The organism is Gemmobacter aquatilis (assembly GCF_900110025.1).
Classification (GTDB): Bacteria; Pseudomonadota; Alphaproteobacteria; order Rhodobacterales; family Rhodobacteraceae; genus Gemmobacter; species Gemmobacter aquatilis.
The window spans coordinates 75,459-101,029 of record NZ_FOCE01000010.1 but is presented as its reverse complement, the minus strand read 5'-3'; the positions used below and the strand labels follow the sequence as shown (position 1 = coordinate 101,029).

The following is a 25,571-nucleotide window of genomic DNA, read 5'->3' as shown; positions in this document are numbered from 1 at the left end:
CCTTATGGGTTGCCTTCCGGTCTGGAAAACGGTGCTTGGCCGGTGCATTTCGCGGGACACTAGGCAGATGGCACGCTCATTTCCATTGAATTTTCGGCTTCCGGTAAAAAAAACGCTGGCCTTTTCAGGGCTTGCGGTTGCCGTGCTGGGGCTGGCCGCCTGCGCTGCGCCGCCCCCGCCTGCGACTCCTTATGATCCGTTCGAGAGTACGAACCGCAGTATTCATGCGTTCAACCTAGCACTGGACCGGAACTTGGTCCGCCCGGCGGCCAAGGGATATGGATTCCTGCTGCCTGCGCCGGTGCGGCAGGGAGTCTCGAACGTCGCCTCGAACCTTGATTTGCCGGCAGATATGGCCAATGGCGCCTTGCAGGGCAATCCCAAGCGTGTGGTTCAGAACGGGTTCCGCTTCCTGATCAACTCCACCATCGGAGTTTTGGGGCTGTTTGATCCGGCCACCCCGATTGGTGTGCCGCAGGACAAGACCGATTTTGGCGAGACGCTGCATGTCTGGGGCGTGGGAGAAGGCCCCTATGTGGAACTGCCCGCCTTCGGCCCCTCGACCATGCGTGACGCAGTGGGCACGGCCGTCGATTTCGCGCTGAACCCGGCGAGTGTCGCACTTCAGCCACCGGAAAGCACCTATGCAACGGGGTTCAAGATCGCTTCAAAACTTGGTGATCGGGACCGCTATTCCGCCACGGTTGATTCCGTCCTATATGACAGCGCTGACAGCTATGCGCAGGCGCGGCTGCTCTATCTGCAGAACCGGCATTTCGAGTTGGGGCAGACGGCAGAAAGCGCAAGCGGAGGCGACGATTTCATTGATCCCTACGAGGAATGACATGGCCAATCTGGATTTCACCCGGCGCGGTTTTGGCGCGGCACTGATTGCAGGGGCTGCGGGTGTTGCACTTGCCGGGCCTGCCATGGCGCTGGATCTGGCATCGGCCCGGGCGCTGATCAACAAGGCGATCGGCGAAGTGAATACGGTCATCAACTCCGGCAAGTCGGAGTCGGCGATGTTTGGTGATTTTGAGCGGATCTTTGTGCGGTATGCCGATGTGTCGGCCATTGCCCGTTCGGCACTCGGCCCGGCCGCACGCTCGGCTTCGGCGAGCGAGATGGCCGCCTTCACCAAGGCCTATCAGGGCTATATCAGCCGCAAATACGGTCGCCGCTTCCGCGAATTCATTGGCGGCAAGATCGAGGTGGTCGATGCCAAGCCGCTGAAAAGCTATTTCGAGGTGATCTCGGTCGCGCATCTGCAGGGCGAGGCGCCGTTCGATCTGCGCTGGCATGTGTCGAACAAATCGGGGCGCGATCTGTTTTTCAACATCATCATCGAAGGCGTAAACATGCTCGCGTCGGAGCGGGAAGAGATCGGCGCGATGTTGAAAAAGCGCAATGGCAATCTGAAGGCGCTGATCGGCGACCTGAACGCGGCCTGAGGCCGCGTCAGACAGGGGGCGCTCGCGCCCCCTCTGTGCGCAAGGCGCACATTCACCCCCTGAGGATATTTGAGCCAAGATGAAAGGCCGGGTCAGAGGTTGTCCTCGACACGGAATCCCTGCGGAATCGTATCGTGGTTTTCCAGCAGCAGGTCGGCCATCACTTGGGCCACCTTGGGAGCCATGCCGAAGCCGATCTTGAAGCCCCCATTGGCGATGAAATGGCCGGGCCGCCCGGGCCAGGCGCCAAGCATCGGTGCGCGCGAGCGGCTACGCGGGCGCAGTCCGGCCCAGCGGTCGATCACCGGGGCATCGCGCAGGCAGGGCAGGGCGGCAATGGCGCGGGCATGCAGGGCATCAAGGCTGGCATCGGTGCTGGTCGGATCGGTATAATCGCGCTCGGAGGTGGAGCCGATGGCCACGCTGCCGTCGGCATGGGGCACGATATGCAGGCTGTCCACATAGAGTTGCGGCTGGTTGGCGGCGTCGAAGCGCAGCGCAAGGGCCTGCCCTTTCTGCCCACCGCCGACAGGGCGCCCCAAGGCATCGGACAGGGCGGCCAAACCTGCCGCGCCGGTAGCGTGCAGCACCTGCCCGCGTTCTTTCGCGTCGCCGATCACCACCTCGCCACCGAGGGCCGTGATCGCGGCGGCCAGCGCCGCAGCGGCCATGCGCGGATGCAGGCGGGCCGACAGCGTGTCGTGGATCAGCAAGCCGCTGGGGCTGGCGGGTTCCCATGCGGCGCAAGTGGCGGGGATCACGTGCCAGTGTGCCTGACCCTGCCACAGTCCCTGCGCCGACGCGCTGCGCGCCTGTGCGGTTGCCACGGCCTGCGCATCTACAAGCGGTTGCAGGCGACCCAGCCGGGCATAGCCGCTGTGTAGGCCCGAGGCCGCGCTTACCCCCGCCCAGAACGCTTCGGCCATCAGCAGGCTTTCCAGTTGGAACTGTTTCTTCGGGTTCCACTGTTCGGGCACATGCGGGGCCAGGGCGCCGACCAGCCCGCCCGAGGCGCCTGCGCCGATGCGCTGCGTCTCGATCAGGCGCACCTGTGCCCCGCGCCGCGCCAGTGTATAGGCGCAGGCGAGGCCGAAGATCCCGCCGCCGCGCACCGTGACTTCGTGCCTTGCCATTTCCCGGCCCTTTCCGCAGTCTCGCGCCACTTCACTAGGACAAAGCACCATGGCAGACCAGAGGGCCGCGCTGGATTGGCGCGACGGGGTGATCCCGGTTTCCACCCGTTTCGACGACCCGTATTTCAGCCTGAATGACGGGCTGGCCGAAACGCGGCATGTGTTTCTGGCGGGCAACCAACTGGCGGCCCGGCTGCGCGACGGCTTTCACATTGCGGAACTGGGCTTCGGTACCGGGCTGAACCTGCTGGCGGTGCAGATGTTGTGGGCGGCGATGGGCGCGCCGGGTGTGCTGCGCTATACGAGCTTCGAGGCTTTTCCGATGGGGGCGGAGGATATTGCGCGGGCGCTTGCGCATTTCCCTGAAGCGCAGGCGGTGGCCGGGCCGTTTCTGGCCGCCTGGGCGCAGGGCGCCACGCGCTTTGATCTGCCGGGCATCGCGGTAGAGGTTGTGCTGGGCGATGCACGCGACACCTTGCCCGGCTGGCCGGGGCAGGCGGATGCGTGGTTCCTTGACGGCTTCTCGCCCGCCAAGAACCCGGAACTGTGGTCAGATGTGCTGATGGCCGAGGTGGGTGCGCATACCGCGCCGCAGGGCAGCTTTGCCACCTATACGGCGGCGGGCGGGGTGCGGCGGGCCTTGCAGGCGGCTGGGTTTCAGGTAGAGCGGGTGCAGGGGCATGGGCGCAAGCGGCATATGACCGTGGGCCGTCGTCAGCCCTGACTGGCCCTGACTTGAGCCCGTTCATCAAGGAAAAAGCAGCATGATCCCGCGCGTCCGACAGAATACCGGCCTTGGCATCCTGCTGATGTCGGCCACGGCGCTGGTCTTCGCCTTGCAGGATGGCGTGTCGCGCCACCTGGCCGGGGAATACAATGTCTATATGGTGGTGATGATCCGCTTCTGGTTCTTCGCAGCCTTTGCGCTGGCGCTTTCCGCGCGTGGTGCAGGTGGGATTGGGGGGCAGCTGCGATCCCGCCACCCTTGGTTGCAGCTGACGCGGGGGGTGCTGCTGATCGTCGAGGTCTGCATCATGATTCTGGCTTTCGTGAAGCTGGGGCTCATTGCGTCGCATGCCGTGTTTGTCTGTTATCCGTTGATGGTGGCGGCGCTGTCGGGGCCGGTGCTGGGGGAAAGCGTGGGTTGGCGGCGCTGGTTGGCGATCGGGGTGGGCTTCGTCGGTGTGTTGATCATCCTGCAGCCGGGTGTGGCGGTGTTTTCACCCTGGGCGCTGGTGCCGCTGCTATCCGCCTTCATGTTCGCGCTTTATGGCCTGCTGACGCGTTATGTGGCGCAGGGTGATACGGCGGGGACCAGCTTTTTGTGGACGGGGCTTGTGGCGGCCGTGGCAATCACCCCGGTTGGCCTGTGGTTCTGGCAACCGATGACGGCGCCGGATTGGGGCTGGATGTTATTGCTTTGCCTGACCGGGGCAGGGGCGCATTACATGATGATCAAGGCCTATGAAGTGGCCGAAGCCAGCGACATTCAGCCTTTTGCGCTGCTGCAACTGGTGTTCATCGCCATTCTGGGCCTGACCGTGTTCAACGAGGATCTGCGGCTGAATGTGGTGCTGGGGGCGGCTATCGTCATGGCGGCGGCGCTGTTCACGCTGTGGCGAGCGCGGGTTGCGGCGCGCCGGGCGCTGGGGCCATCTGCCTGAACGCACGGGTGGACCGGCTGGCAGGGTGGCCCGATCGCATGCGCGCAATAGAAAAGGCGGGGATGACCGATGTCATCCCCGCCTTCAATTCTTACGACTGATCGAAGATCAGGCGAGAACGAGGTTCGTCGCCGATTCGCGGCCATTGCGGTCGCGCTCGATGTCGAAGCTCACAGCTTGGCCATCAGCCAGTTCACGAATGCCAGCGCGTTCCAGAGCCGAAATGTGGACGAAAACGTCCTTCGAGCCTTGCGCCGGTGCGATGAAGCCGAAACCTTTGGTCGAGTTGAACCATTTCACGGTGCCATTAGCCATCGTGATGTCTCCTAGTATTGTATTGCCGTCCACAACACGCGACGGCCCGGCTCAGTGTCGTCAGAAAGAGCAACTGAAGCCGCGAGGAGACAGAAGGTCGAACGAAGATGCTTTGCTGTGATCCATGTATGCCCACCTTCGGATTCGCGCAAGGGGGTGGGCAAAATAAACCCCGTTCGGTTTTCCTAGCCCCGTTCGTGGAAGAAATCATGAATGGTCTGCGCCATCGCCTCGGAAATCCCGGTGACAGCCATAAGGTCCTCGACCCCTGCGCGTGACACCGCTTTCGCGCTGCCGAAATGTTGCAGCAAGGCCCGCTTGCGGGTGGCGCCGACGCCGGGGATCTCGTCCAGTGGCGTGGCGGTGGTGGTCTTTGCGCGTTTGGCCCGGTGGGCACCAATGGCCCAGCGGTGCGCTTCGTCGCGCAGGCGTTGCACGAAATACAGCACCGGGTCATTCATCCGCAGGGCAAAGGGCGGCTCGCCCGGTCGGTGAAATTCTTCCTTGCCGTGATCGCGGTCCACCCCTTTGGCAACACCGACCATGGCGATGTCATCCACGCCCAGTTCGGCCATGATCTCGGCCACGGCGCTGACCTGCCCGGCGCCCCCGTCGATCAGCAAAAGATCGGGCCAGGCGCCGGATTTGCGCTCCGGGTCTTCTTTCAGCAGGCGTTCGAACCGACGGGTCAGCACCTCTTTCATCATGCCGAAATCGTCGCTGTTGGCGCCAGCGTCGGATTTGATATTGAACTTGCGGTATTGCGATTTCAGGAAGCCTTCGGCCCCGGCCACGATCATGCCGCCCACCGCATGGGCGCCCTGAATATGGCTGTTGTCATAGACCTCGATCCGCTGCGGCGGTGCGTCCAGATCGAAAGCCTCGGCCAGACCGGCCAGAAGTTTGTTCTGGGTGGAGCTTTCGGCCATCTTGCGCGCCAGACTTTCGCGGGCATTGCGCGCGGCGTTTTCCACCAGTTCGGCCTTTTCGCCGCGCTGGGGTACGGCAATTTCCACCTTGCGCCCGGCCCGGTCTGACAGAAGCTGCGTCACCAGATCCTCGTTTTCCACCGGGTGCGACAGCAGGATCAGCCGGGGCGGTTCCTTGTCGTCATAGAACTGGCTCAGGAACGCCTCAAGGATCTCCGGCTCTTCGGCCCCGGCGCCGGTCTTGGGATAGAAGTCGCGGTTGCCCCAGCTTTGATGCGCGCGGATGAAGAACACCTGCACGCAGGCCTGCCCGCCTTCCAGATGCAGCGCAACCACATCCGCCTCGGCTACGCCGCGCGGGTTGATGCCTTGGGCGCTTTGCACCTGTGTCAGGGCCTTGATCCGGTCGCGCAGGGCGGCGGCACGTTCAAACTCCATCGCGTCCGAGGCATCGGACATCGCGCGGGCCAGATCGGCCTGAACCGTGGTCGTCTTTCCCTCCAGAAACCGCATCGCATCGTCCACGAGACCAGCATAGTCCGCCTCGGTCACCTTGCCGACACAGGGCCCGGCGCAGCGCTTGATCTGGAACAGCAGGCAGGGGCGGGTGCGGCTTTGAAATACCGCATCGGTGCAGGTGCGCAGCAAGAACACCCGCTGCAACTGGTTGAGCGTGCGTGTCACCGCCCCCGCACTGGCAAAGGGGCCGAAATAGGCGCCCTTTTCCGCCCGCTTGCCGCGATGCTTCTTGATCATCGGAAACGGGTGCCCTGTCGGGATCAGGATATTGGGAAAGCTCTTGTCATCGCGCAGCAGCACGTTGTAGCGCGGTTTCAGCTGCTTGATGAGGTTCTGTTCCAGCAACAGCGCCTCGGTTTCCGTGCGCGTGGTCAGGAACATCATCGACGCAGTTTCGTGGATCATCCGCGCGATGCGCCCCGAATGCCCCGAGGGGCGGGCATAGTTCGACACCCGTGCCCGCAGGTTGCGCGCCTTGCCGACGTAAAGCACTTCACTCGCCGCATTTATCATCCGATAGACGCCGGGCGACCCATCAAGCGTTTTCAGGTAATCCTGAATGACCTCATGCCCGGTCTTCACCGGACTGGTTTCTGGGCCGGTTTCTGGCGCGTCACCCTGCACGAAAATCACCTTTTCGGAGTCATCGATTCCCGCTCTTCGCTGCAATGATAGCCGGTCGAGAGCAAGAGGAAAGCTGTCCACTGTTTCTGTGGATAAGTCTGCGGAGAAAAGCCGGAACGGGGGAAAATTTCCTTGTTTTCATACGTGTTTCTCGACCTGATTAAAAAATAGGCTTAAAAATAACCACATGATTTTTAAGGAAAAATAATTACACACTTGTCAAATACCTGAAAACCTTAAGGAATCTTAACGGTTTCGTGAAGAAATGGCGGCAAGTGGACAACTCGTCGCGGCCTGCCTCCGCAGCGTCATTCGACACCTAGGATGTCGGGGGTTTTCCAGCCCAGATGCTGGCCGCCATCCACGCACAAAAGTTGCCCGGTTACGGCCGGAGCATCCAGAAAATAAGCCAGTGCTGCGCAGATGTCGGCGGGGGAGGCGCCGCGTTCCAGAATGGTGTTGCGGCGCTGCCCGGCGAAATGGTCTGCACTTTGGCGGGCGCCCTGCAGGGTCGGCCCGGGGCCTATGGCGTTGACGCGGATGCGCGGTGCCAGCGCCTGCGCGGCGGTGCGTGTCAGCGCCCAAAGCCCCATCTTGGCCAGCGTGTAGGTCATGAATTCCGGCGTCAGTTTCTGCACCCGCTGGTCGATCATGTTGATGATCAGCCCGGCGGCAACCGGCTCGCCCCTCGCATCGCGCGCCGCCTCTGGCACCTGCGCGGCAAAGGCCTGCGTCAGCACGAAGGGCGCGCGCAGGTTGCTTTCCATATGCCGGTCCCAGCTTTGCCGGGTGGCGCTGGCCAGCGTGTCATATTCGAAGATCGAGGCGTTGTTCACCAGCACGGTCAGCGGCCCGCCAAGCGCGGCAACGGCGCGGCTCACAAGGTCTGCCGTGGCATCCTCGTGCAGCAGATCGGCCTGCAGCGCCACGGCATGGCGCCCCAGCGCGGTGATCTGCGCCACGGTGTCTGCAGCGCCCTCGGCTGAACCGGCATAATGCACGGCCACGTCATACCCGCGCCTTGCCAGATGGATCGCCATGGCTTGGCCCAGCCGCTTGCCAGCCCCCGTCACCAGCGCCCGCATCAGGCAAACCGCCCTTCGTTACGCGTTGCCGCGCCCAAGCCCGCATTCCGCGCCATGCCGCCTTACCCCTTTTTTGCCGGTTTCCCACAAGGGCAAGGACCGGAGCCGATGATGTGCCGACCGCATTTAGGGCAGGTCTGCGGCTTGGCAACCCTTCGGCGCCCGCCTGTGGTGCGGAAGTTGAACACCACAGCGGCGATGCCCATGATCAGCAGGAACAACGTGACGGCCTTGATCATCATCTTACAGCCCGAACCGGGCAAAGCCCGCCCTGTCTTCGATCCCCGCCAGCGCGCCTTCAACCGCAGCGCCGGTCAACCGCTGCACTAGGCCACGGCGCTGGCCCATCATCACCGGCTTCACCTTGGCGCCGTAAAGCGCCTGAAGCCGCGGCATCAGATGCGCCACCCCGTCGGCCAGCCCCAGGTCCACCGCCTGCCGCCCGACCCAGATGTCGGCGTTGAACAGATCGGCGCCAGTGGCCAGTCGGCTGCCCCGGCGGCGAGTCACATGGTCGATGAAGGCCTGATGGATCGGCGTTTGCAGCGCTTTCAGCCGCGCCACATCCTCGGGCTTTTCCGGCTGGAACGGATCGGCGAGCGATTTCGACCGGCCCGCCGTGATCACCCGGCGTTCCACCCCGTGCCGCTGCATCAGTTCGTGAAAGCCGAACCCGGCGAAGATCACGCCGATGGAGCCGACCAGCGAGGTTTCATCCACCCAGATGTCATCCGCCGCGCAGGCCAGCCAATAGCCGCCCGAGGCCGCCACATCCTCGACAAAGGCGTGAACGGGAACCTTCTTCTCCTCGGCCAGCCTGCGGATGCGCGCGGCGATCAGCGAGGATTGCGCCGCCGAACCGCCGGGCGAGTTGATCGCCAGCGCCACGGCCACAGGTTTCATGCGAAACGCCTTTTCGATCAGCGGCGCCAGCGCCGCGTCGTTCAGGCCCGCGCCGAAGCGCCCGCCTATGCCAATGGCGCCTTGCAGGCGGATCACCGGCACAAGCGGCGGTTTCTTGAGGAAGGGGATGCGGATTGTCATACCTTCCGATGTAGAGGGGCGGGCGGTGCCGAACAAGGCTTGCGCGCATTTCTTGCACGGCTTGGCTTTTGCTGCGATGAAACGCCATGATCGACAAGCTGGAAATGTTCATCGCCTTGGCCAAGGAGGGCCATTTTGGCCGCGCCGCCGAGGTTTGCGGCGTGACGCAGCCCACGCTGTCTTCGGCGATCAAGCAGCTTGAAGAACAGTTGGGCGTGCAACTGGTGTTTCGCGGCTCGCGCTTTCAGGGGCTGACCCCCGAAGGCCAGCGCGTGCTGGACCGGGCCCGCCGCATCGTCGGCGACACCCGCGCGCTGCGCGACGAGATGCGGGCGCTGCGCACCGGGCTTGCGGGCAATCTGCGCATCGGGGTCATCCCTACCGCGCTGCCGATGATCTCGGATCTGACGACCCCGTTCACCCGCCGCCATCCCAATGTGCGGGTGACCATCCTGTCGCGCACCAGTGTCGAGATTCTGGCGGGAATCGAGCGGCTGGATCTGGATGCGGGCATCACCTATCTGGACAACGAACCGCTGGGCCGCGTGGCGCAGGTGCCGCTGTATTCCGAGTTTTACCGCCTGATCTGCGCCCCCGGCTCGCCCTTGGCGGCGCGCGCTGAGGTGACATGGGCAGATCTGGCAGGCTTGCCGCTGTGCCTGCTGACCGGCGACATGCAGAACCGCCGGATCGTCAGCCAGCATCTGGCCGAGGCGGGGGTGACTGGCCTGCCCATGGTCGAATCCAACTCCACCATCGCGCTGTTGGCGCATGTGATGACCGGGCAATGGGTATCGGTGCTACCCAAAAAGCTGGCGGATCTGTTCGTGCAATCGGGGCGGCTGAAAGCGATCCCGATCCTCGGGCCAGAGGTCGAGCATCTGGTGGGGCTCATCGCCGCGCAGCGCGACCCGGCGACGCCCCTGATCACAGCCCTTCTGGATGCGGCACGGCGGGTGGCAGAGGATTCTGTGCGATAGACATCCTCTATCGGGTGACGGGTTTTCAATATTGATCCGCCTATTGATCGGCGTATTACCCGTTCAAGCCAACCGGAGGTCAGCCATGCAGAATGATGCCGCCATCATCGCGCGGGTCGAGGAGATTCTCGACGCGCATCAGGGGATGGAAGGGCCGCTTCTGCCCATTCTCCACGCCATTCAGGAGGCGTTCGGCCATGTGCCGCAAGCCAGCCTGCCGCTGATCGCGCAGAACCTGAACCTGTCTCGCGCCGAAGTGCATGGGGTGATGAGCTTCTACCACGATTTCCGCGAAGCACCGGCGGGGCGGCATGTGCTGAAACTGTGCCGCGCCGAGGCGTGCCAGTCGATGGGGGCGGACCGCGTGGCGGATCATGCGCGCAAGGCGTTGGGGATCGAATGGCACGAGACGACGAAAGACGGCGCCGTGACGCTGGAGCCGGTGTTCTGTCTGGGCCTGTGCGCCTGTGCGCCCGCCGCGATGGTGGATGGGCGCGTGGTGGGCCGGGTGGATGAAGCGCGGCTGGACAGCCTGCTGGAAGAGGTGCGCTGATGAAGATCTACGTCCCCCGCGACGCTGCCGCCAAGGCGCTGGGTGCCGATGCCGTTGCCGCCGCCATTCAGGCCGAGGCCGCGCGCCGGGGTCTGAATGTGACCGTCATCCGCAATGGCACGCGCGGCATGGTCTGGCTGGAACCGCTCGTCGAGGTGGAAACCGCGACGGGGCGTGTGGCCTTTGGCCCGGTCTGCGCCAAGGACGTGCCCGCGCTGTTCGAAGCGGGCTGGCAGGACCATCCGAAGGCGCTGGGGCCGACCGAAGATCTGCCATGGATGAAGGCGCAGACGCGGCTGACCTTTGCCCGTTGTGGCGTGATTGATCCACTGAACCTTGACGACTATCGCGCCCATGGTGGCCTCAAAGGGCTGGAACGCGCCCTGAGCATGACCGGCGCAGCTATGGTGGACGAGGTGAAAGCCTCGGGCCTGCGCGGGCGCGGCGGTGCGGGTTTCCCGACCGGCATCAAATGGGACACCGTGCGACAGGCCAAGGCCGACCAGAAATACATCGTCTGTAATGCCGACGAAGGCGACAGCGGCACATTTGCCGACCGGATGCTGATGGAGGGCGACCCCTACACGCTGATCGAAGGCATGGTGATTGCCGGTCTCGCCTGTGGCGCGACGCGCGGTTACATCTATTCCCGGTCCGAATATCCCGATGCCAATGCCACGATGCGCGAGGCCATTGCCCTCGCCCGGGCGGCAGGGGTGATCGGGCCTTCGGTGCTTGGGTCTGCCCATGCCTTTGACCTGGAGCTGCGGGTGGGCGCCGGTGCCTATGTCTGCGGCGAAGAAACCGCGCTGCTGAACTCGCTGGAAGGCAAGCGCGGCGTGGTGCGCGCCAAGCCCCCGCTCCCTGCGCTGGAAGGCTTTCTGGGCAAGCCGACCGTGGTCAATAACGTGATTTCGCTGGCCACCGTGCCGGTGATCTTTGAACGCGGCGCCGCCACTTATGCGGCGCTGGGAATCGGCCGGTCACGCGGCACGATCCCTTTGCAGATCGCGGGCAATGTGGCACGCGGCGGGCTGTTCGAGGCGGCCTTCGGCATGAGCCTTGGCGAGATCGTCGATGATCTGGCGGGGGGCACCGCCTCGGGCCGTCCGGTCAAGGCGGTGCAGGTGGGCGGGCCTTTGGGTGCCTATTTCCCGCGCGCGCTGTTCGCCACCCCCTTCGGCTACGAAGAGTATGCCGGGCAGGGCGGGCTGATCGGCCATGCCGGCATCGTGGTGTTCGACGACAGCGCCGACATGCTGAAACAGGCCCGCTTCGCCATGGAATTCTGCGCCATCGAAAGCTGCGGCAAATGCACCCCCTGCCGCATCGGCGCGGTGCGCGGCGTCGAAACGGTGGACCGTATCGCACGCGGCGATGCGGCGGCCATTCCGCTGCTGACCGACCTGTGCGAGACGATGAAATCCGGCTCGCTTTGCGCTCTGGGGGGCTTCACCCCCTATCCGGTCATGTCCGCCCTGACCCATTTCCCCGATGATTTCACCGCGACCCACAAGGAGGCCGCCGAATGAAAGACTTCATCATCCCCGACCGCGATTTCGGCACCCCGGCGGCCAAATCGAAAACCATGGTCACGTTGAATATCGACGGGTTTGACGTGACGGTGCCCGAGGGCACCTCGATCATGCGCGCGGCGGCGGAACTGGGCATTACCGTGCCGAAGCTCTGCGCCTCTGACAACATGGACGCTTTCGGGTCGTGCCGCTTGTGTCTGGTGGAAATCGAAGGGCGCAATGGCACCCCGGCTTCTTGCACCACGCCGGTTGCGGCGGGGATCAAGGTCCACACCCAGAACAGCAAGCTGAAACAGCTGCGTCGTGGGGTGATGGAGCTTTATATTTCGGATCACCCGCTGGATTGCCTGACCTGTTCCGCCAATGGCGATTGTGAGCTGCAGGATATGGCGGGTGCCGTGGGCCTGCGCGATGTGCGCTATGAGGCGGTGGATACCCATTTCCGTGCCAAGGACAATTCTGGCGCCGCCAATCCGCAATACCTGCCAAAAGACGACAGCAACCCGTATTTCAGCTATGATCCGGCCAAATGCATCGTCTGCAACCGCTGTGTGCGGGCCTGCGAGGAAGTGCAGGGCACCTTCGCGCTGACCATTTCGGGCCGGGGGTTTGACAGCCGCGTGTCGGCAGGCATGGCGGAAGACAATTTCCTGTCGTCGGATTGCGTGTCCTGCGGCGCCTGCGTGCAGGCGTGTCCGACTGCGACCCTGCAAGAGAAATCGGTGATCGAGATCGGCACGCCCGAACGCGCGATCCTGACCACCTGCGCCTATTGCGGCGTCGGCTGCCAGTTCAAGGCCGAAATGCGTGGGGACGAGCTGGTGCGGATGGTGCCTTACAAGCACGGCAAGGCCAATCGCGGCCATAGCTGCGTGAAGGGCCGTTTCGCCTATGGCTATGCCAGCCACAAGGACCGCATCCTGCACCCGATGATCCGCGACAGCATCAACGACCCCTGGCAAGAGGTGAGCTGGCCCGAGGCGATGGAGTTTGCCGCGAACCGGATGAAGGGCATTCAGGAGAAATATGGCCGCCAGTCTGTCGGCGTCATCACCTCCAGCCGCTGCACCAATGAAGAAGCCTATCTGGTGCAAAAGCTGACTCGCGCGGTCTGGGGCAACAACAACACGGACACCTGCGCCCGCGTCTGCCATTCGCCCACCGGCTATGGCCTTGGCCAGACCTTTGGCACCTCAGCTGGCACGCAGGATTTCGACTCGGTCGAGGAAACCGATGTGGTGATCGTGATCGGCGCCAACCCGGTCTCGGGGCACCCGGTCTTTGCCAGCCGCCTGAAGAAACGCCTGCGGCAGGGCGCGCAACTGATCGTGATCGACCCGCGCCGGACCGAGATGGTCGAAAGCCCGCATATCCGCGCCGCCCATCACCTCGCCCTGACCCCCGGCACCAATGTCGCCGTGGTCACAGCACTTGCGCATGTGATCGTGACCGAAGGGCTGATGGATGAAGACTTCATCCGCAGCCGCTGCGACTGGGACGAGTTCCAGGACTATGCCGAGTTCGTGGCCGATCCGAAACACAGCCCCGAGGCCACCCATCTGCTGACCGGTGTGCCGCCGGAGGAACTGCGCGCAGCGGCGCGGCTGTTCGCCAAGGGCGGCAATGGCGCGATCTATTACGGGCTGGGCGTGACCGAACACAGCCAAGGTTCGACCACCGTGATCGGCATTGCCAACCTTGCCATGCTGACCGGCAATATCGGTCGGCCCGGCGTGGGGGTGAACCCGTTGCGCGGCCAGAACAACGTGCAGGGATCATGCGACATGGGGTCGTTCCCGCATGAGCTGCCCGGCTATCGCCATGTGAAAAACGATGACGTGCGCGCGGTGTTCGAAAAGGTCTGGGGCACCAAGATCGACAATGAACCCGGTCTGCGCATCCCCAACATGCTGGATGCGGCGGTGGAGGGCACCTTCAAGGGCCTGTATTGCCAGGGTGAAGACATCCTGCAATCCGACCCTGATACCAAACACGTCGCGGCGGGTCTGGCGGCGATGGAATGTGTCATCGTCCATGACCTGTTCCTGAACGAGACCGCCAATTATGCGCACGTGTTCTTCCCCGGTTCGTCCTTCCTTGAAAAGGACGGCACCTTCACCAATGCCGAACGCCGCATCAACCGCGTGCGCAAGGTGATGGCGCCGAAACAGGGCTATGCCGACTGGGAGGTGACCCAGCTTTTCGCCAATGCCATGGGTGCGGGCTGGGGCTATACCCATCCCAGCCAGATCATGGACGAAATCGCGCTGCTGACCCCCAGCTTCGCCGGGGTGAGCTATGAAAAGCTGGAGACGATGGGCTCGGTCCAGTGGCCCTGCAACGAAAAGGCGCCCGAGGGCACGCCGCTGATGCATATCGACGGTTTCGTGCGCGGCAAGGGCAAGTTCATCCGCACCGAATATGTGGCGACGGATGAAAAGACCGGCCCGCGCTTCCCGCTCTTGCTGACCACCGGGCGCATTCTCAGCCAGTATAACGTCGGCGCGCAGACAAGGCGCACCGAGAACGTGGTCTGGCACCCGGAAGACGTGCTCGAGGTTCACCCGCATGATGCCGAAAACCGCGGTATCCGGGATGGCGATTGGGTGCGGCTCGCCTCGCGCTCGGGCGAAACCACGCTGCGGGCACAGATCACCGACCGGGTGTCGCCAGGCGTGGTCTACACGACCTTCCACCACCCGACGACGCAGGCCAATGTCATCACCACCGATTTCTCGGATTGGGCGACCAACTGCCCAGAATACAAGGTGACGGCGGTGCAGGTCAGCCCCTCCAACGGCCCGTCGGAATGGCAGGAGCAATACGAGGCGCAGGCCACCCTCTCGCGCCGGATCGCGGCGGCAGAGTGATGGAGACCCGGCGCCCCCTGCCGCGTCTGTCGTTTCAGGCAGGCGCCCTGCGCGCGGGCAGCCGGGTGCTGCCCGCCGAGGTGGCAGTGGCGCTGAGCTATAACGGCTCCACCCATGCGGTCATGATGGCGACCCCGGCGGATCTGGTGGATTTCGCCTATGGCTTTTCGTTGACCGAAGGCATCGCGACGCCGGACGAGATCGCAAGCGTTGACGTGGTGGAGACGGCGCAGGGTATCGACCTGCAGATCTGGTTGACCGAAGCCGCAGCGGCCCGGCAGGCAAAGCGTCGGCGCAGCATGGCCGGGCCAGTCGGCTGCGGCCTGTGCGGCATCGACAGTCTGGAAGAGGCGCTGCGCCTGCCACGACCGATCGCGCCGTCGGATTTTGCCCTGACGCCTGCGCAGGTGATGCAGGCGGTGGCCGATCTGCCCGCGCATCAGCCACTGCACGATGCCACCCGCGCCGCCCATTGCGCTGCATTCTGGACCGCTGGGGCGATTGTGGCGGCGCGCGAGGATGTCGGTCGGCACAACGCGCTCGACAAGCTGATCGGCAGCCTGATCCGCACGCCGCGCGGGCCGGGGGCGCTGGTGCTGACCTGCCGCACCTCGATCGACATGGTGCAAAAGGCTTGTGTCTTCGGCGCGCCGGTGCTGATCGCGGTTTCGGCCCCCACTGCTACAGCTGTGGATGCCGCCGAAGCCGCTGGTCTCACCCTCATCGCTTTGGCCCGCCCCGACGGGTTCGAATGTTTCACCCATCCCCACCGTATCGCATCGTCAGAGGCCGCCCATGTCGCATGAGAAACTCGTCACCATGGCCAACCAGATCGCCCGGTTCATGGAAAGCAAACCACATGCCGAAGGGGTGTCCGGGCTTGCCGGGCATATCAATGATTTCTGGGAACCGCGGATGCGCCGCCAATTGTTCGACCTGATCGATCACGGTGGAGACGGCCTGCGCCCGTTGGTGATGGAAGCCGCCAGCCAGATCCGCCGCCCCGCCGCCGCCTGACCCGCCACCAAACGGAGCGCGCTGGCGCGCGCAAGCCTTTCAGGTCGCCTGCGCAGCCTTTGGCTGCTTGTCTCCGCCCCCGGCGACGGTTGTCAGGTGGGGGCACTGCTGGTACGGCTGATCGAAGGCAAACCTGCCTCCGGTCGCAGCCTACCCGGTTAAAACAAGGATCAAAGTGCGGCGCGGAGGCCCTGACCGAGGGCATTTCCATGAGTGAGACAATCTATTCCGGCCTGCAGCAACTTGGCAGCCCGACCTCCATGCCCGCTTCGCCGGAAGCGGCGGTGCTGGAAAAGGTGGCCAATCCGCAAGCGGGACAGCGGTATGTGGTGCGTTTCACCGCACCCGAATTCACCTCGCTGTGTCCGATGACCGGCCAGCCGGATTTCGCACATCTGGTGATCGACTATATCCCGCGCGACTGGCTGGTGGAAAGCAAGTCGCTCAAGCTGTTCCTGTTCTCGTTCCGCAACCACGGGGCCTTTCACGAAGATTGCACCGTATCCATTGCCCGGCGGCTGGTCGATCTGCTGCAGCCGGAATGGTTGCGGATCGGGGGCTATTGGTATCCGCGTGGCGGGATCCCGATCGACGTGTTCTGGCAAAGCGGTGCTGCACCGGCCGATGTCTGGATCCCCGATCAGGGCGTGCCCCCCTATCGCGGCCGGGGCTAAGGTCCGCCGGGTTCAGCCGAGGCGCCGGGCGGCATCCAGCGCCAGCCCGGTGCCGACGCTGCCCAACATGTCGCCGCTGGCCAGTCGCACGCCGGGCAGAACGTCGCGGACCACGGCTTGCAGCACCGGAAGCTGGCTTGACCCGCCGGTCAGGAACACCGTGCCGACCTGATCGGCGGTCACCCCGCCCTGCGCCAGCACCGCGCGCAGCAAAGTGCCGATCCGGGCCAGCGGCGCCTCGACCGCCTCTTCGAACCGTTCCCGTTTCGCCAGCGGGTTCGGTCCACCAGTCAGCCCGGCAAGGGTGAGCCGGGTCACCTCGGTTTCGGACAGCGCGATCTTCGCGGCTTCGACCTCCATCGCCACGGCATGGCCCTTGCGGCCCGCGATAACCTGCGCTAGCCGGTCGATCAGTTCGGGCCGGTCAGCCTCGTGGCGCAGGGCCTTCAGGTCGGCGGTGGTGTTTTGGGTGTACAGGAAGTTGATCCGGTGCCAGGTCGCCAGATCAAGGAAATAGTGCCGCGGCATGGTGCCGGTGCCGCCTTTGGTGGCCGCGCCGAAACCCAGATGTGGCATCACTTCGGCAAGGCTCAGCAGCCGGTCAAAATCGGTGCCGCCGACGCGGATACCGTCATTGCCCAGAATGTCGGAGGCGCGGTCGGCCCGCTGTCGCCGCATAGGCCCGACCCGCACCAGCGACACGTCCGAGGTGCCGCCGCCGATATCAACGATCAGGACCAGTTCCTCCTCCGCAATCCCCGCCTCGTAATGCAGTGCGGCGGCGATGGGTTCATACTGGAACTCCACATCCCGAAAGCCGACCTCGCGCGCGATTTCCGCCAGAACGGCTTGGGCGCGGGCGTCGGCCTCGGCGTCGTCATCGACGAAATGCACGGGGCGGCCCATCACCACCGCCTCGATCGGGCCTTCGGCGGCGATCAGCCGGGCGCGCAGATGGCCGATATAGCGCGCCAGCACCTCGCGGAAGCTGACGGCACGGTTGCCGACTCGCGTGCGTTCGGCGATCAGCGAAGATCCGAGCGTGCTTTTCAGCCCACGCATCAGGCGGCCATCGTCACCCTCCACATAGGCGGCAATCGCAGCACGACCGAAATCGGGCGCACCGTCCTCGTGCCAGAACACCGCCGAGGGCAGGGTTTGCGCCTCACCCTCCAGAGCCAGCAGCCGCCCGCCTTGTGCATCCGCCACACCCACGGTGGAATTCGAGGTGCCGAAATCTATGCCGCAGGCTCGCATCTGCCTCTCCATTTTCCGCCGAACGCCCGACGTAATGCGCCGCGTGGCGCGTGTAAAGGCTTCGGCCCTCTTCCCCCCGTGACGCCCATCGGATACGAATTACCCCATGAACTGGAACATTCCGAACCTCCTGACGATCCTGCGTCTGCTTGCTGCGCCCGGCGTGGCGGTGATGTTCCTGTATTTCCGCCGCCCCTATGCCGACTGGTTTGCGCTGTCGCTGTTCATCACCGCAGCGGTGACAGATTGGTTCGATGGCTATCTTGCGCGGCTGTGGAAGCAGGAATCGAAATTCGGCACCATGCTGGATCCGATCGCTGACAAGGCGATGGTGGTCATCGCGATCATGGTGATCACCGGCTATTCCGGCATGAATCCCTGGCTGATCCTGCCCGCGACGCTGATCCTGTTCCGCGAGGTTTTCGTGTCTGGCCTGCGCGAATTTCTGGGCAATACCGCTGGGTTGCTGAAGGTGACGAAGCTGGCCAAGTGGAAGACCACCGCCCAGATGGTGGCGATTGCCGTCCTGTTTCTGGGCACCGGGCTGGAATATCTGGAGGGCATCGCGCTGCGCGGCATGACGCCCGAACAATATGCCGCCGCGGTCGAGGCGGGCGTGGCCGATCCGATCCGCACCTGTGGCAACCGCGATTGCGCGGCCTTTGCGACCAATATCGGCTTGGTGCTGATCTGGATCGCGGCCATACTGACCTTCCTCACCGGCTGGGATTACTTCCGCAAGGCCCTGCCTTTCCTGCGGGACAAGTGATGAAGATCGACGTGCTCTATTTCGCCTGGGTCCGCGAACGCATCGGCCTGCCGCGCGAGAAGGTGGAGACGCAGGCCGAAACCGTGGCTGATCTGATTGCCGAGCTTTGCGCGCGGGAAGAACGGTATGCCTATGCCTTCGCCGATCTGCCCGCCCTGCGCGTGGCGCTGGATCAGGAGCTTGCGGATTTCGCGGCGCCCTTGGCCGGGGTGCGCGAGGTGGCGTTTTTCCCACCGATGACCGGGGGCTGAAATGCAGCTTGTGGTGCAGGAAGATCGCTTTGACATTGGCCGCGAGACCGAAGGCTTCATTGCCGGGTTGGCCGGGGCAGGGGCCGTGGTCACCTTCATCGGGCTGGTGCGCGACAATGGTGGCAGACTGTCGGCGATGGAAATCGAGCATTATCCTGGCATGACCGAACGCGCCATTGCGGCGATCATGGAAGAGGCGAAGGCGCGCTGGTCGCTGGCCGATGCGATGGTGATCCATCGCCATGGGCGGTTGGGGCCGGATGAGCCGATCATGATGGTGGCCACCGCCGCCATACACCGGGCCGATGCCTTCGCTGCGGCAGAGTTTCTGATGGATTACCTCAAATCCCGCGCGCCGTTCTGGAAGAAGGAAATCGGCGCGGACGGGACGGAATGGGTGGCCGCAAAAGACAGTGACGAGGCAGCGCTGACCCGCTGGTAGGCGCCGCCCCCGCGCTTTCGCATTATCGCCTCTGCCGGGCAAACCGCGCCGCCCAACTCGGTTGCAGATCGCCGGGCAGGGTCTGCGCTGTATACACGCCGCGTGCAATGGCGCGGGCCAGACAGCAGGCCGCCGCATGGCCGATCTGGTACAGGTCGCGCAGCGGTTCAGCCATATCCCGCGCGCCGGTTGCAGCGGCAAAGACCAGATCACCGTCGAACAGCGTATGCGAGGGCACGATGGCCCGCGCCATGCCGTCATGGGCCGCCACTGCCACGCGCTGCGCCTCGGCCTGGGTCAGCCGCGCATCGGTGGCGACGATGGCGATGGTGGTGGCCTCGCCCTGCCGTTTCGTCGGCAGCACTTCGGCCCCGGCGGGGAAGGTGCGCGGCAGGCCCAGCCCGCCGAACTCGCCCGCCAGCTCCCATGGGGCGGCCCAGAATTCCGGCCCGTCGCCCACCGTCACCGACCCCAGCGCATTCACCGCCACCAACGCGCCGACGGTAATGCCGCTGTCCAGCACGCAAGAGACGGAACCGAGCCCGCCCTTCAGCCAGCCGGTCGCCGCGCCATAGCCCGCACCCGCCGTGCCCAACCGGAAATCCACCGCAGCCGCCTGCAACGCCTGTTGCCCCAGTGGTTTGTAAGGATTCTCCTCCCAATCCTTCTCGCCGCCGTTCAACAGGTCGAACAGGATGGCGCCCGGCACGATGGGCACCCGCTGCGGCCCGACCGCAAAGCCGCGCCCGAGTGCGCGCAGGCCGTCGGCCACCCCGGATGCGGCATCCAGCCCGAAGGCCGACCCGCCCGAAAGCACCAGCGCATCCACCTGCTGCACCAGCCGGTCTGGTGCCAGAAGATCCGTCTCTCGCGTGCCGGGGGCCCCGCCCATCACACTGACTGCCGCCGTGAACGGCACATCGCCCAGCAGCACCGTGCAACCGCTGCGCAGCCGTGCATCTTCAGCGTGGCCGACCCGCAGCCCCGCCACATCGGTGATCAGATTGCGTACGCCCGGCCGCATGGCACCTCTCCTTGCCTGATTTGCAGGCAAGGCTGAGCCAGCCACAGGCTCACCGCAAGGTGGAAAGTGGAGGGTCACCGCTGCGCGTATATCTGTCGGGGTTCGTCAGGGGTGAAAGCGCAGGGATCGCCGATCGAGATCGCAAAACCGGATTGGTTGCGGGCGGCGCGGGTCAGGATCCGGGCATCGGTCATGCTCAATTGAGGCAGGCATGGATGGGCATCTTGGGCCGCAAGCTCGGGATGGCGGCTGTGCAGCGCGGCGACCTCGGCTGCACCGAAATGGTCCTGCGCCAAGTCGGACCACAACAGCGTTTCCGCAGCGACCCCTTCAGCCAGAACAATGCTGTGCTGCTCACATAACAGATGCACATAACCCGGGGTTTCGCGCGGCTGCACATAGGTCACACGGTCGAAATCCACTAGGGCGGCGGCAGGGATCAGGGCTTGGGACAGGCCGAACATCAGCTCCAGCCCGGCGCCCGAAACGGCGATGCGATGTTGTCGTGAAAGGCGCAGGTCGTGATGGGGCAGGCCGTTGTCAAGCGCCCCGGCGTGAATGCACACCGCCATGTTGCGTGCCAAAGGTCCAGGGGCCGGCGGCACCTGCAGAACAGCCTTCACCCGCGCCGCGCCGCGATCAGGGCAGACCAACGTGCACCCTGCGCAGAGATCTTCGACCCGGCGCGGCCCGGCGGTTGTCGCAATGAGCGTGCCCACCGCAAAGCAAAGCGGGCCTTTGCTGATCAGATCGTATCCCACCGCTTCAAGGTCGATCACCATGGCGATCATGCCCGTGGCATTGGGCACCCCATCGGGGAAGACAAAATGCAGCTGACCGGTGGACATGGATTGCAGCACCACCAGATCGCGCGGCAGTCCGGTTGGAATGGTCAGGCCCAGCAGGTTCACCCCCGGCTGTGCCGTGCCCGAGGCGACCATCACGAAGTCATTGCCATTGATCTGGATCTGCTCGCCGATGGTCAGCTGATCGCTGTCGTCCGAAATGGTGCAACTATAGGCGCCGCTGAAAGAGGACAGCAGCAGTGTTGTCTGCTGCGACAGCAGGTTCGCCGCCAGCAGAGAACCATTGTAGACATAGCCTTGAACCGCATAGTCGGCCATCGACGTGCATCCTTGTCCATGGAGATGGGATACTCGGAAAGGATATCGAACCAGTTACCGTCTGAGTTGATTTGTTCTTCGGAAATGGTCCCTTGGCATGGCCCGTCCATGGCTAAAATGCGGCTTCCGGCACAGGGTTTTGGCATCGGTCCGATGGTGTGCCTCTTGCATTTCCGGAGCATTTCTGCCACAGTCAGGCTGAGCCGTGGCGATGGCGTCGCCGCAGGGGTTATCCCCCGCCGCTTGCAGGGAAACCTGCCACAGTCCTGCACGCCGGGATCTTTCGGGGTCTCGCTGCCGTGCACGTTGGACCCCTATCCTGAGGTCTGACATGACGGAACGTCCGCAATTCTACCGCTTTCACCAAGGTGACCGGGTTCTGCCCTTTGCTGCTTCGGAATATGATGCGCGCCTGACCGAGCTGCGCGCGATCATGGCCGATCAGGGGATCGACGCCTGCGTCTTCACCTCGATGCACAACATCGCCTATTACTCGGGCTTCCTCTATTGCTCGTTCGGGCGGCCCTATGGCCTTGTGGTCACCGCCAGCGACAGCGTGACGATCAGCGCGGGCATCGACGCCGCTCAGCCGTGGCGGCGCTGCCATGGTGACAACATCACCTATACCGACTGGCAGCGCGACAATTACTGGCGGGCCATTGCCTCGGTCACCGGCACTGGCAAGGTGATCGGCTGCGAGGCGGATCACTTGACGCTGGTGCAAAGCGAAAAGCTGAATGCCTTCCTGAAACCGTCGCGCGGGGTGGATATCGCGCAGGCCACCATGCAGCAGCGGATGAGCAAATCGCAGGCCGAGCTTGACCTGATCCGCGCCGGTGCTGCCGTGGCCGATGTGGGGGGCTTTGCCATTCGCGAGGCGATCCGCGAAGGCGCGCGCGAGATCGACATCGCCATGGCCGGCCGCGATGCGATGGAACTGGAAATCGCCAAACGCTTCCCGGATGCCGAATACCGGGATACATGGGTCTGGTTCCAGTCGGGCATCAATACCGATGGCGCACATAACCCGGTGACGGCGCGGCAGTTGCGGCGCGGCGACATCCTCAGCCTCAATACCTTCCCGATGATTTCAGGCTATTACACCGCGCTGGAACGCACGCTGTTCGTGAAAGAGGTCGATGCCGCGTCGCTGAAGATCTGGGAGGCCAATGTCGCCGCCCATGAGTATGGCATCAGCCTGCTGAAACCCGGCGCCTCCTGCGCCGAGGTGACGGCGAAGATCAACGCCTTCTTCGAGGAACGCCAACTGCTGCAATACCGCACCTTCGGCTATGGCCACAGCTTTGGCGTGCTGTCGCATTACTACGGCCGCGAGGCCGGTCTGGAACTGCGTGAAGACATCGACACCGTGCTGGAACCGGGCATGGTGATTTCGATGGAACCGATGCTGACCATCCCCGAAGGCCAGCCGGGGGCGGGGGGCTACCGCGAGCATGACATCCTGTTCATCACCGAGAACGGCAACGAGGATATTACCAAATATCCGTTCGGCCCCGAATTCAACGTGGTGGGCTGACCGATGGCGCCCCCGGCTCTGCCGGGGGCATCACCTTAGCGGGCCGGGGGGGTATACCGCAGCGCCAGATCCCCGGCGGCGACCTGTGCGGCCTGAAATTCTTGCGCGGTAAAGGCCTGCACGGTGCGAAACCCGGTGGCGGCGCCCGCAGCACTGGCCACGATCAGCGCGGGCAGAACTTTTCGGATGTCGTCCGTTTCCACCACCATCAGGAAATCGCTTTCTCCGGTGGTCAGCAGATACAGCGACAGCTTGCCGCCCGACGACTCGATCAGCGCCCGCGTAGCGGCTTCCCGATCGCTGGGATGCGCAAGCATCCCCTTCATGGCTGCCGGGGTGTAGCAGCCGGTCACGATGAACTTGGCCATTCCGTCCTCCCAGACCTTCCTCGACCGGTCCCGGGCGGGCTGCCTCGGGCACCGGACCCGAGTGAAGTCAGGCTAGCACATTTGCCGCGCCGTCGCCGCAGAAGTTTCATCCCGCTGTCATGCACCTGTTGCGCGCGGGGGCCATGCGTCACCCGGACCCAGACAGAAGGATGTGCCGCATGTTTCCGCGTCTTGCCGGAATGACCTCGCTTCTCGCCCTCGCCGCCGCCATGCCGGTGGCCGCCGAGACCAGCTTCAATCGCATTGCCAGCTTTGCCACGCCGCTGAACATGGCCGAAGGCGAAGATCAGGCCCGCCCGACCAGCGCCGAGATCATCACCGCCAGCGAAGACGGCATGACGCTGATCTATACCGACAGCCCGCTGGGCGTGATCGGCCTGATCGACATCACCGACCCCAAAGCCCCCAAAGCCATGGGCAATATCGCCATGGGCGGCGAGCCGACCACGGCAAAGGACATCGGCGGCAAGGTGTTCGTCGGCGTGAACACCTCGGAAAGCTTCACCGCGCCGTCGGGCAAGCTGGTGACGGTGGATCTGGCCGACCGCAAGATCGTGGCCGAATGTGATCTGGGCGGCCAGCCGGATTCGGTGGCCCGCGCCAAGGACGGCAGCTTCCTTGCCGTAGCGATCGAGAACGAGCGCGACGAAGAGGTGAATGACGGTGATCTGCCGCAGATGCCTGCCGGCTATGTGGTCAAGCTGCCGGTTGTGGATGGCGCGGTGGATTGCGCGGGCCTGCAGAAGATCGAAGTGACCGGCCTTGCCGAAATTGGCGCCGAAGACCCGGAGCCGGAGTTCATCGACGTGAACGACGCGGGCGAGATCGTGGTGACCTTGCAGGAGAATAACCACATCGTCATCATCGGCGCCGATGGCAAGGTGGCCAGCCATTTCAGCGCGGGCGCGGTGGATCTGGACGGGATCGACACCAAGAAAGACGGCGCCCTGCGTTTCACCGGCAAGAAAGAGGGCGCGTTGCGCGAGCCGGACGGGGTGAAGTGGATCGACGCGGATCACATCGCCGTCGCCAACGAGGGCGACTGGAAGGGCGGCGCGCGCGGCTGGACCGTGTTCAACCGCGACGGCTCGGTTGCCTATGAAGATGGCGCGGCGCTGGAACGGGCAATTGCCGCCCTCGGCCATTACCCCGACCATCGCAACAAGAAGGGCGCCGAACTGGAATCGGTGGAGTTTGCCACCTTTGGCGATACGCCCATGGGCTTCGTCGCCTCGGAACGCGCGTCGGTCATCGGTGTCTATGACATGACCGACCTTGCCAAGCCGGTGCTGACCCAGCTTCTGCCCTCGGGTATCAGCCCCGAAGGCATGGTGGCGATCCCGTCGCGCAACCTGTTCGCCACGGCCAACGAGGTGGATCTGGTCGAAGATGGCGGCGTGCGCGCCCATGTGATGATCTATGAACGGGCCGAGGGCAAAGCGGCCTATCCGATGATCACCTCGGAAGGCAGCGCCGAACTGATCGGCTGGGGCGCCCTGTCGGGCCTTGCCGCCGATCCGGCGACTCCGGGCAAGCTGTTCGCGGTGTCGGACAGTGTGTATGGCGGCGCCCCGACCATCTACACCCTCGACGCGACGCAGACCCCGGCCCGCATCACCGCCGCCCTGACGGTCACCCGTGGTGGCGACGCGGCGCAGAAGCTGGATCTGGAAGGCATCGCCCCCGATGGCGAAGGCGGCTTCTGGCTGGCTTCGGAAGGCCGGGCCGACAAGCTGATCCCGCACGCGATCTACCATGTCGATGCCGAAGGCGCGATTGATGAAGAAATCGCCCTGCCGGAAGAACTGCTGGGCGTGCAGACCCGTTACGGCGCCGAAGGCATCGCGGTGCAGGGCAAGACGCTCTGGCTTGCCATGCAGCGTGAATGGAAGGACGATCCGAAGGGCATGGTCAAACTGCTGGCCTATGATACCGAGGCCGAAAGCTGGGGTGCCGTGCATTACCCGCTGGAGGCTGCGGCAGAAGGCGGCTGGATGGGCCTGTCCGAAATGCAGATCACCGGCGACTGGGCCTATTTCATCGAGCGGGACAATGGCATCGGCGCCGCCGCCAAGGTCAAGCAGATCACCCGCGTCGCGCTGGCGGATCTGAAGCCCGCGCCGCTGGGCGAAGCATTGCCGGTGGTGAAGAAGGAAATCGTCCGCGATCTGCTGCCCGATCTGGCGGTGCTGAACGGCTATACCGTGGACAAGGTCGAAGGTTTTACCATCGACGCCGCCGGTCAGGGCTGGGTGGTAACCGACAATGACGGCACCGACGACAGTTCGGGCGAAACGCTGTTCTGGTCCATCGGCGCGGTGAACTGACGGCCTTCGCTCTAGACGACGGAAATATGTCCCCCGGCAGCCATGCCGGGGGATTTTG

The 25,571-nt window shown here is 64.2% G+C and carries 26 protein-coding genes; 16 read left to right on the top strand and 10 right to left on the bottom strand.

Annotation, left to right across the window (positions count from 1 at the left end; all coding sequences use genetic code 11):
• The first annotated feature begins 4 nt into the window (after positions 1-4).
• Both BMX43_RS15700 and BMX43_RS15695 read left to right on the top strand, forming a co-directional pair.
• The gene (locus tag BMX43_RS15700) at positions 5-844 is read left to right on the top strand and encodes an MlaA family lipoprotein (protein ID WP_245749495.1); all 840 of its coding nucleotides are present in this window, start codon (positions 5-7) and stop codon (positions 842-844) included.
• Between the two features lies 1 nt (position 845).
• On the top strand, positions 846-1,451 hold the full coding sequence (locus BMX43_RS15695) for an MlaC/ttg2D family ABC transporter substrate-binding protein (protein ID WP_091303094.1): 606 nt from the start codon (positions 846-848) through the stop codon (positions 1,449-1,451).
• Between the two features lie 92 nt (positions 1,452-1,543).
• Here the strand turns inward: BMX43_RS15695 and BMX43_RS15690 are convergent, their stop codons facing one another.
• Positions 1,544-2,584 (bottom strand): NAD(P)/FAD-dependent oxidoreductase, encoded by a 1,041-nt coding sequence (locus tag BMX43_RS15690; RefSeq protein ID WP_091303092.1) that lies wholly within the window; start codon positions 2,582-2,584, stop codon positions 1,544-1,546.
• Between the two features lie 49 nt (positions 2,585-2,633).
• Between BMX43_RS15690 and mnmC2 the strand changes: the two genes are divergently transcribed.
• Both mnmC2 and BMX43_RS15680 read left to right on the top strand, forming a co-directional pair.
• Entirely contained in the window at positions 2,634-3,308 is a 675-nt protein-coding gene (mnmC2, locus tag BMX43_RS15685; RefSeq protein WP_091303090.1) for a tRNA (5-methylaminomethyl-2-thiouridine)(34)-methyltransferase MnmC2, read from the top strand.
• Positions 3,309-3,348: 40 nt separating this feature from the next.
• Positions 3,349-4,248, top strand: a complete 900-nt coding sequence (locus BMX43_RS15680) for a DMT family transporter (RefSeq protein ID WP_091303088.1) — start codon at positions 3,349-3,351, stop codon at positions 4,246-4,248.
• A 108-nt stretch (positions 4,249-4,356) separates the two neighbouring features.
• On the opposite strand, the gene BMX43_RS15675 is transcribed toward BMX43_RS15680, so the two are convergent.
• The 5 genes from BMX43_RS15675 to BMX43_RS15655 form a co-directional block, all read right to left on the bottom strand.
• The gene (locus BMX43_RS15675; protein WP_091303086.1) at positions 4,357-4,563 is read right to left on the bottom strand and encodes a cold-shock protein; all 207 of its coding nucleotides are present in this window, start codon (positions 4,561-4,563) and stop codon (positions 4,357-4,359) included.
• Positions 4,564-4,748: 185 nt separating this feature from the next.
• The gene (gene uvrC, locus BMX43_RS15670) at positions 4,749-6,593 is read right to left on the bottom strand and encodes an excinuclease ABC subunit UvrC (RefSeq protein ID WP_091303159.1); all 1,845 of its coding nucleotides are present in this window, start codon (positions 6,591-6,593) and stop codon (positions 4,749-4,751) included.
• A 350-nt stretch (positions 6,594-6,943) separates the two neighbouring features.
• Entirely contained in the window at positions 6,944-7,720 is a 777-nt protein-coding gene (locus BMX43_RS15665) for an SDR family oxidoreductase (RefSeq protein WP_091303084.1), read from the bottom strand.
• A gap of 62 nt (positions 7,721-7,782) precedes the next feature.
• Entirely contained in the window at positions 7,783-7,962 is a 180-nt protein-coding gene (locus BMX43_RS15660; protein ID WP_091303082.1) for a hypothetical protein, read from the bottom strand.
• 1 nt (position 7,963) lies between these two features.
• Positions 7,964-8,764 carry a S49 family peptidase gene (locus BMX43_RS15655; RefSeq protein WP_091303080.1) on the bottom strand — a complete coding sequence of 267 codons (801 nt, stop codon included), beginning with the start codon at positions 8,762-8,764 and terminating at the stop codon, positions 7,964-7,966.
• An 86-nt stretch (positions 8,765-8,850) separates the two neighbouring features.
• On the opposite strand from BMX43_RS15655, the gene BMX43_RS15650 reads away from it, so the two are divergent.
• The 7 genes from BMX43_RS15650 to queF all read left to right on the top strand — a co-directional run bounded on the left by BMX43_RS15650 (position 8,851) and on the right by queF (position 16,393).
• The gene (locus BMX43_RS15650) at positions 8,851-9,744 is read left to right on the top strand and encodes a LysR family transcriptional regulator (RefSeq protein WP_091303078.1); all 894 of its coding nucleotides are present in this window, start codon (positions 8,851-8,853) and stop codon (positions 9,742-9,744) included.
• Positions 9,745-9,829: 85 nt separating this feature from the next.
• Positions 9,830-10,297, top strand: coding sequence for a formate dehydrogenase subunit gamma (locus BMX43_RS15645; protein ID WP_091303076.1), 468 nt, complete (start codon positions 9,830-9,832; stop codon positions 10,295-10,297).
• Positions 10,297-11,829, top strand: a complete 1,533-nt coding sequence (locus tag BMX43_RS15640) for a formate dehydrogenase beta subunit (RefSeq protein ID WP_091303074.1) — start codon at positions 10,297-10,299, stop codon at positions 11,827-11,829. Before BMX43_RS15645 ends, BMX43_RS15640 begins: the two co-directional genes overlap by 1 nt.
• Entirely contained in the window at positions 11,826-14,702 is a 2,877-nt protein-coding gene (fdhF, locus tag BMX43_RS15635; protein WP_091303072.1) for a formate dehydrogenase subunit alpha, read from the top strand. The genes BMX43_RS15640 and fdhF overlap by 4 nt, the downstream gene beginning before the upstream one ends.
• Positions 14,699-15,508 carry a formate dehydrogenase accessory sulfurtransferase FdhD gene (gene fdhD, locus BMX43_RS15630; RefSeq protein WP_175482134.1) on the top strand — a complete coding sequence of 270 codons (810 nt, stop codon included), beginning with the start codon at positions 14,699-14,701 and terminating at the stop codon, positions 15,506-15,508. Before fdhF ends, fdhD begins: the two co-directional genes overlap by 4 nt.
• A complete protein-coding gene (locus BMX43_RS15625; protein WP_091303068.1) occupies positions 15,498-15,719 on the top strand; it encodes a formate dehydrogenase subunit delta in 222 nt (73 codons plus the stop codon). Before fdhD ends, BMX43_RS15625 begins: the two co-directional genes overlap by 11 nt.
• A 209-nt stretch (positions 15,720-15,928) precedes the next feature.
• A complete protein-coding gene (gene queF, locus BMX43_RS15620; RefSeq protein WP_091303066.1) occupies positions 15,929-16,393 on the top strand; it encodes a preQ(1) synthase in 465 nt (154 codons plus the stop codon).
• 12 nt (positions 16,394-16,405) lie between these two features.
• Here queF and BMX43_RS15615 read toward each other — a convergent pair whose 3' ends face one another.
• On the bottom strand, positions 16,406-17,650 hold the full coding sequence (locus BMX43_RS15615) for an Hsp70 family protein (protein ID WP_091303064.1): 1,245 nt from the start codon (positions 17,648-17,650) through the stop codon (positions 16,406-16,408).
• Positions 17,651-17,756: 106 nt separating this feature from the next.
• Here BMX43_RS15615 and pgsA point away from each other — a divergent pair, with 106 nt between their 5' ends.
• From pgsA to BMX43_RS15600, 3 genes are read left to right on the top strand one after another with little or no spacing between them, the layout of a single operon-like run.
• A complete protein-coding gene (pgsA, locus tag BMX43_RS15610; protein ID WP_091303062.1) occupies positions 17,757-18,419 on the top strand; it encodes a CDP-diacylglycerol--glycerol-3-phosphate 3-phosphatidyltransferase in 663 nt (220 codons plus the stop codon).
• A gap of 5 nt (positions 18,420-18,424) precedes the next feature.
• Positions 18,425-18,670 (top strand): molybdopterin converting factor subunit 1, encoded by a 246-nt coding sequence (gene moaD / locus BMX43_RS15605; protein WP_091303158.1) that lies wholly within the window; start codon positions 18,425-18,427, stop codon positions 18,668-18,670.
• Position 18,671: 1 nt separating this feature from the next.
• Positions 18,672-19,112: a molybdenum cofactor biosynthesis protein MoaE gene (locus tag BMX43_RS15600; RefSeq protein ID WP_091303060.1), complete on the top strand. Its 441-nt coding sequence runs from the start codon at positions 18,672-18,674 to the stop codon at positions 19,110-19,112.
• Positions 19,113-19,134: 22 nt separating this feature from the next.
• On the opposite strand, the gene BMX43_RS15595 is transcribed toward BMX43_RS15600, so the two are convergent.
• Together BMX43_RS15595 and BMX43_RS15590 are read right to left on the bottom strand one after the other, a co-directional pair.
• Complete coding sequence (locus BMX43_RS15595; protein WP_091303058.1) at positions 19,135-20,136, bottom strand: P1 family peptidase; 1,002 nt, start codon at positions 20,134-20,136, stop codon at positions 19,135-19,137.
• Between the two features lie 74 nt (positions 20,137-20,210).
• Complete coding sequence (locus tag BMX43_RS15590) at positions 20,211-21,260, bottom strand: Hint domain-containing protein (protein ID WP_091303054.1); 1,050 nt, start codon at positions 21,258-21,260, stop codon at positions 20,211-20,213.
• A gap of 331 nt (positions 21,261-21,591) precedes the next feature.
• Between BMX43_RS15590 and BMX43_RS15585 the strand changes: the two genes are divergently transcribed.
• The gene (locus BMX43_RS15585; protein WP_091303052.1) at positions 21,592-22,797 is read left to right on the top strand and encodes a M24 family metallopeptidase; all 1,206 of its coding nucleotides are present in this window, start codon (positions 21,592-21,594) and stop codon (positions 22,795-22,797) included.
• A gap of 35 nt (positions 22,798-22,832) precedes the next feature.
• Here the strand turns inward: BMX43_RS15585 and BMX43_RS15580 are convergent, their stop codons facing one another.
• Positions 22,833-23,165 (bottom strand): GYD domain-containing protein, encoded by a 333-nt coding sequence (locus BMX43_RS15580; RefSeq protein ID WP_091303050.1) that lies wholly within the window; start codon positions 23,163-23,165, stop codon positions 22,833-22,835.
• Positions 23,166-23,344: 179 nt separating this feature from the next.
• Between BMX43_RS15580 and BMX43_RS15575 the strand changes: the two genes are divergently transcribed.
• The gene (locus tag BMX43_RS15575; RefSeq protein WP_091303157.1) at positions 23,345-25,513 is read left to right on the top strand and encodes an esterase-like activity of phytase family protein; all 2,169 of its coding nucleotides are present in this window, start codon (positions 23,345-23,347) and stop codon (positions 25,511-25,513) included.
• The last annotated feature ends 58 nt before the right edge of the window (positions 25,514-25,571 follow it).

What these genes read in the sequence shown, in the direction of transcription:
- BMX43_RS15700 (WP_245749495.1), top strand. Translation starts at nt 5, where the DNA reads ATGGGTTGCCTTCCGGTCTGGAAAACGGTGCTTGGCCGGTGCATTTCG.
- BMX43_RS15695 (WP_091303094.1), top strand. Translation starts at nt 846, where the DNA reads ATGGCCAATCTGGATTTCACCCGGCGCGGTTTTGGCGCGGCACTGATT.
- BMX43_RS15690 (WP_091303092.1), bottom strand. Translation starts at nt 2,584, where the DNA reads ATGGCAAGGCACGAAGTCACGGTGCGCGGCGGCGGGATCTTCGGCCTC.
- mnmC2 (WP_091303090.1), top strand. Translation starts at nt 2,634, where the DNA reads ATGGCAGACCAGAGGGCCGCGCTGGATTGGCGCGACGGGGTGATCCCG.
- BMX43_RS15680 (WP_091303088.1), top strand. Translation starts at nt 3,349, where the DNA reads ATGATCCCGCGCGTCCGACAGAATACCGGCCTTGGCATCCTGCTGATG.
- BMX43_RS15675 (WP_091303086.1), bottom strand. Translation starts at nt 4,563, where the DNA reads ATGGCTAATGGCACCGTGAAATGGTTCAACTCGACCAAAGGTTTCGGC.
- BMX43_RS15665 (WP_091303084.1), bottom strand. Translation starts at nt 7,720, where the DNA reads ATGCGGGCGCTGGTGACGGGGGCTGGCAAGCGGCTGGGCCAAGCCATG.
- BMX43_RS15660 (WP_091303082.1), bottom strand. Translation starts at nt 7,962, where the DNA reads ATGATGATCAAGGCCGTCACGTTGTTCCTGCTGATCATGGGCATCGCC.
- BMX43_RS15655 (WP_091303080.1), bottom strand. Translation starts at nt 8,764, where the DNA reads ATGACAATCCGCATCCCCTTCCTCAAGAAACCGCCGCTTGTGCCGGTG.
- BMX43_RS15650 (WP_091303078.1), top strand. Translation starts at nt 8,851, where the DNA reads ATGATCGACAAGCTGGAAATGTTCATCGCCTTGGCCAAGGAGGGCCAT.
- BMX43_RS15645 (WP_091303076.1), top strand. Translation starts at nt 9,830, where the DNA reads ATGCAGAATGATGCCGCCATCATCGCGCGGGTCGAGGAGATTCTCGAC.
- BMX43_RS15640 (WP_091303074.1), top strand. Translation starts at nt 10,297, where the DNA reads ATGAAGATCTACGTCCCCCGCGACGCTGCCGCCAAGGCGCTGGGTGCC.
- fdhF (WP_091303072.1), top strand. Translation starts at nt 11,826, where the DNA reads ATGAAAGACTTCATCATCCCCGACCGCGATTTCGGCACCCCGGCGGCC.
- BMX43_RS15625 (WP_091303068.1), top strand. Translation starts at nt 15,498, where the DNA reads ATGTCGCATGAGAAACTCGTCACCATGGCCAACCAGATCGCCCGGTTC.
- queF (WP_091303066.1), top strand. Translation starts at nt 15,929, where the DNA reads ATGAGTGAGACAATCTATTCCGGCCTGCAGCAACTTGGCAGCCCGACC.
- BMX43_RS15615 (WP_091303064.1), bottom strand. Translation starts at nt 17,650, where the DNA reads ATGCGAGCCTGCGGCATAGATTTCGGCACCTCGAATTCCACCGTGGGT.
- pgsA (WP_091303062.1), top strand. Translation starts at nt 17,757, where the DNA reads ATGAACTGGAACATTCCGAACCTCCTGACGATCCTGCGTCTGCTTGCT.
- BMX43_RS15600 (WP_091303060.1), top strand. Translation starts at nt 18,672, where the DNA reads ATGCAGCTTGTGGTGCAGGAAGATCGCTTTGACATTGGCCGCGAGACC.
- BMX43_RS15595 (WP_091303058.1), bottom strand. Translation starts at nt 20,136, where the DNA reads ATGCGGCCGGGCGTACGCAATCTGATCACCGATGTGGCGGGGCTGCGG.
- BMX43_RS15590 (WP_091303054.1), bottom strand. Translation starts at nt 21,260, where the DNA reads ATGGCCGACTATGCGGTTCAAGGCTATGTCTACAATGGTTCTCTGCTG.
- BMX43_RS15585 (WP_091303052.1), top strand. Translation starts at nt 21,592, where the DNA reads ATGACGGAACGTCCGCAATTCTACCGCTTTCACCAAGGTGACCGGGTT.
- BMX43_RS15580 (WP_091303050.1), bottom strand. Translation starts at nt 23,165, where the DNA reads ATGGCCAAGTTCATCGTGACCGGCTGCTACACCCCGGCAGCCATGAAG.
- BMX43_RS15575 (WP_091303157.1), top strand. Translation starts at nt 23,345, where the DNA reads ATGTTTCCGCGTCTTGCCGGAATGACCTCGCTTCTCGCCCTCGCCGCC.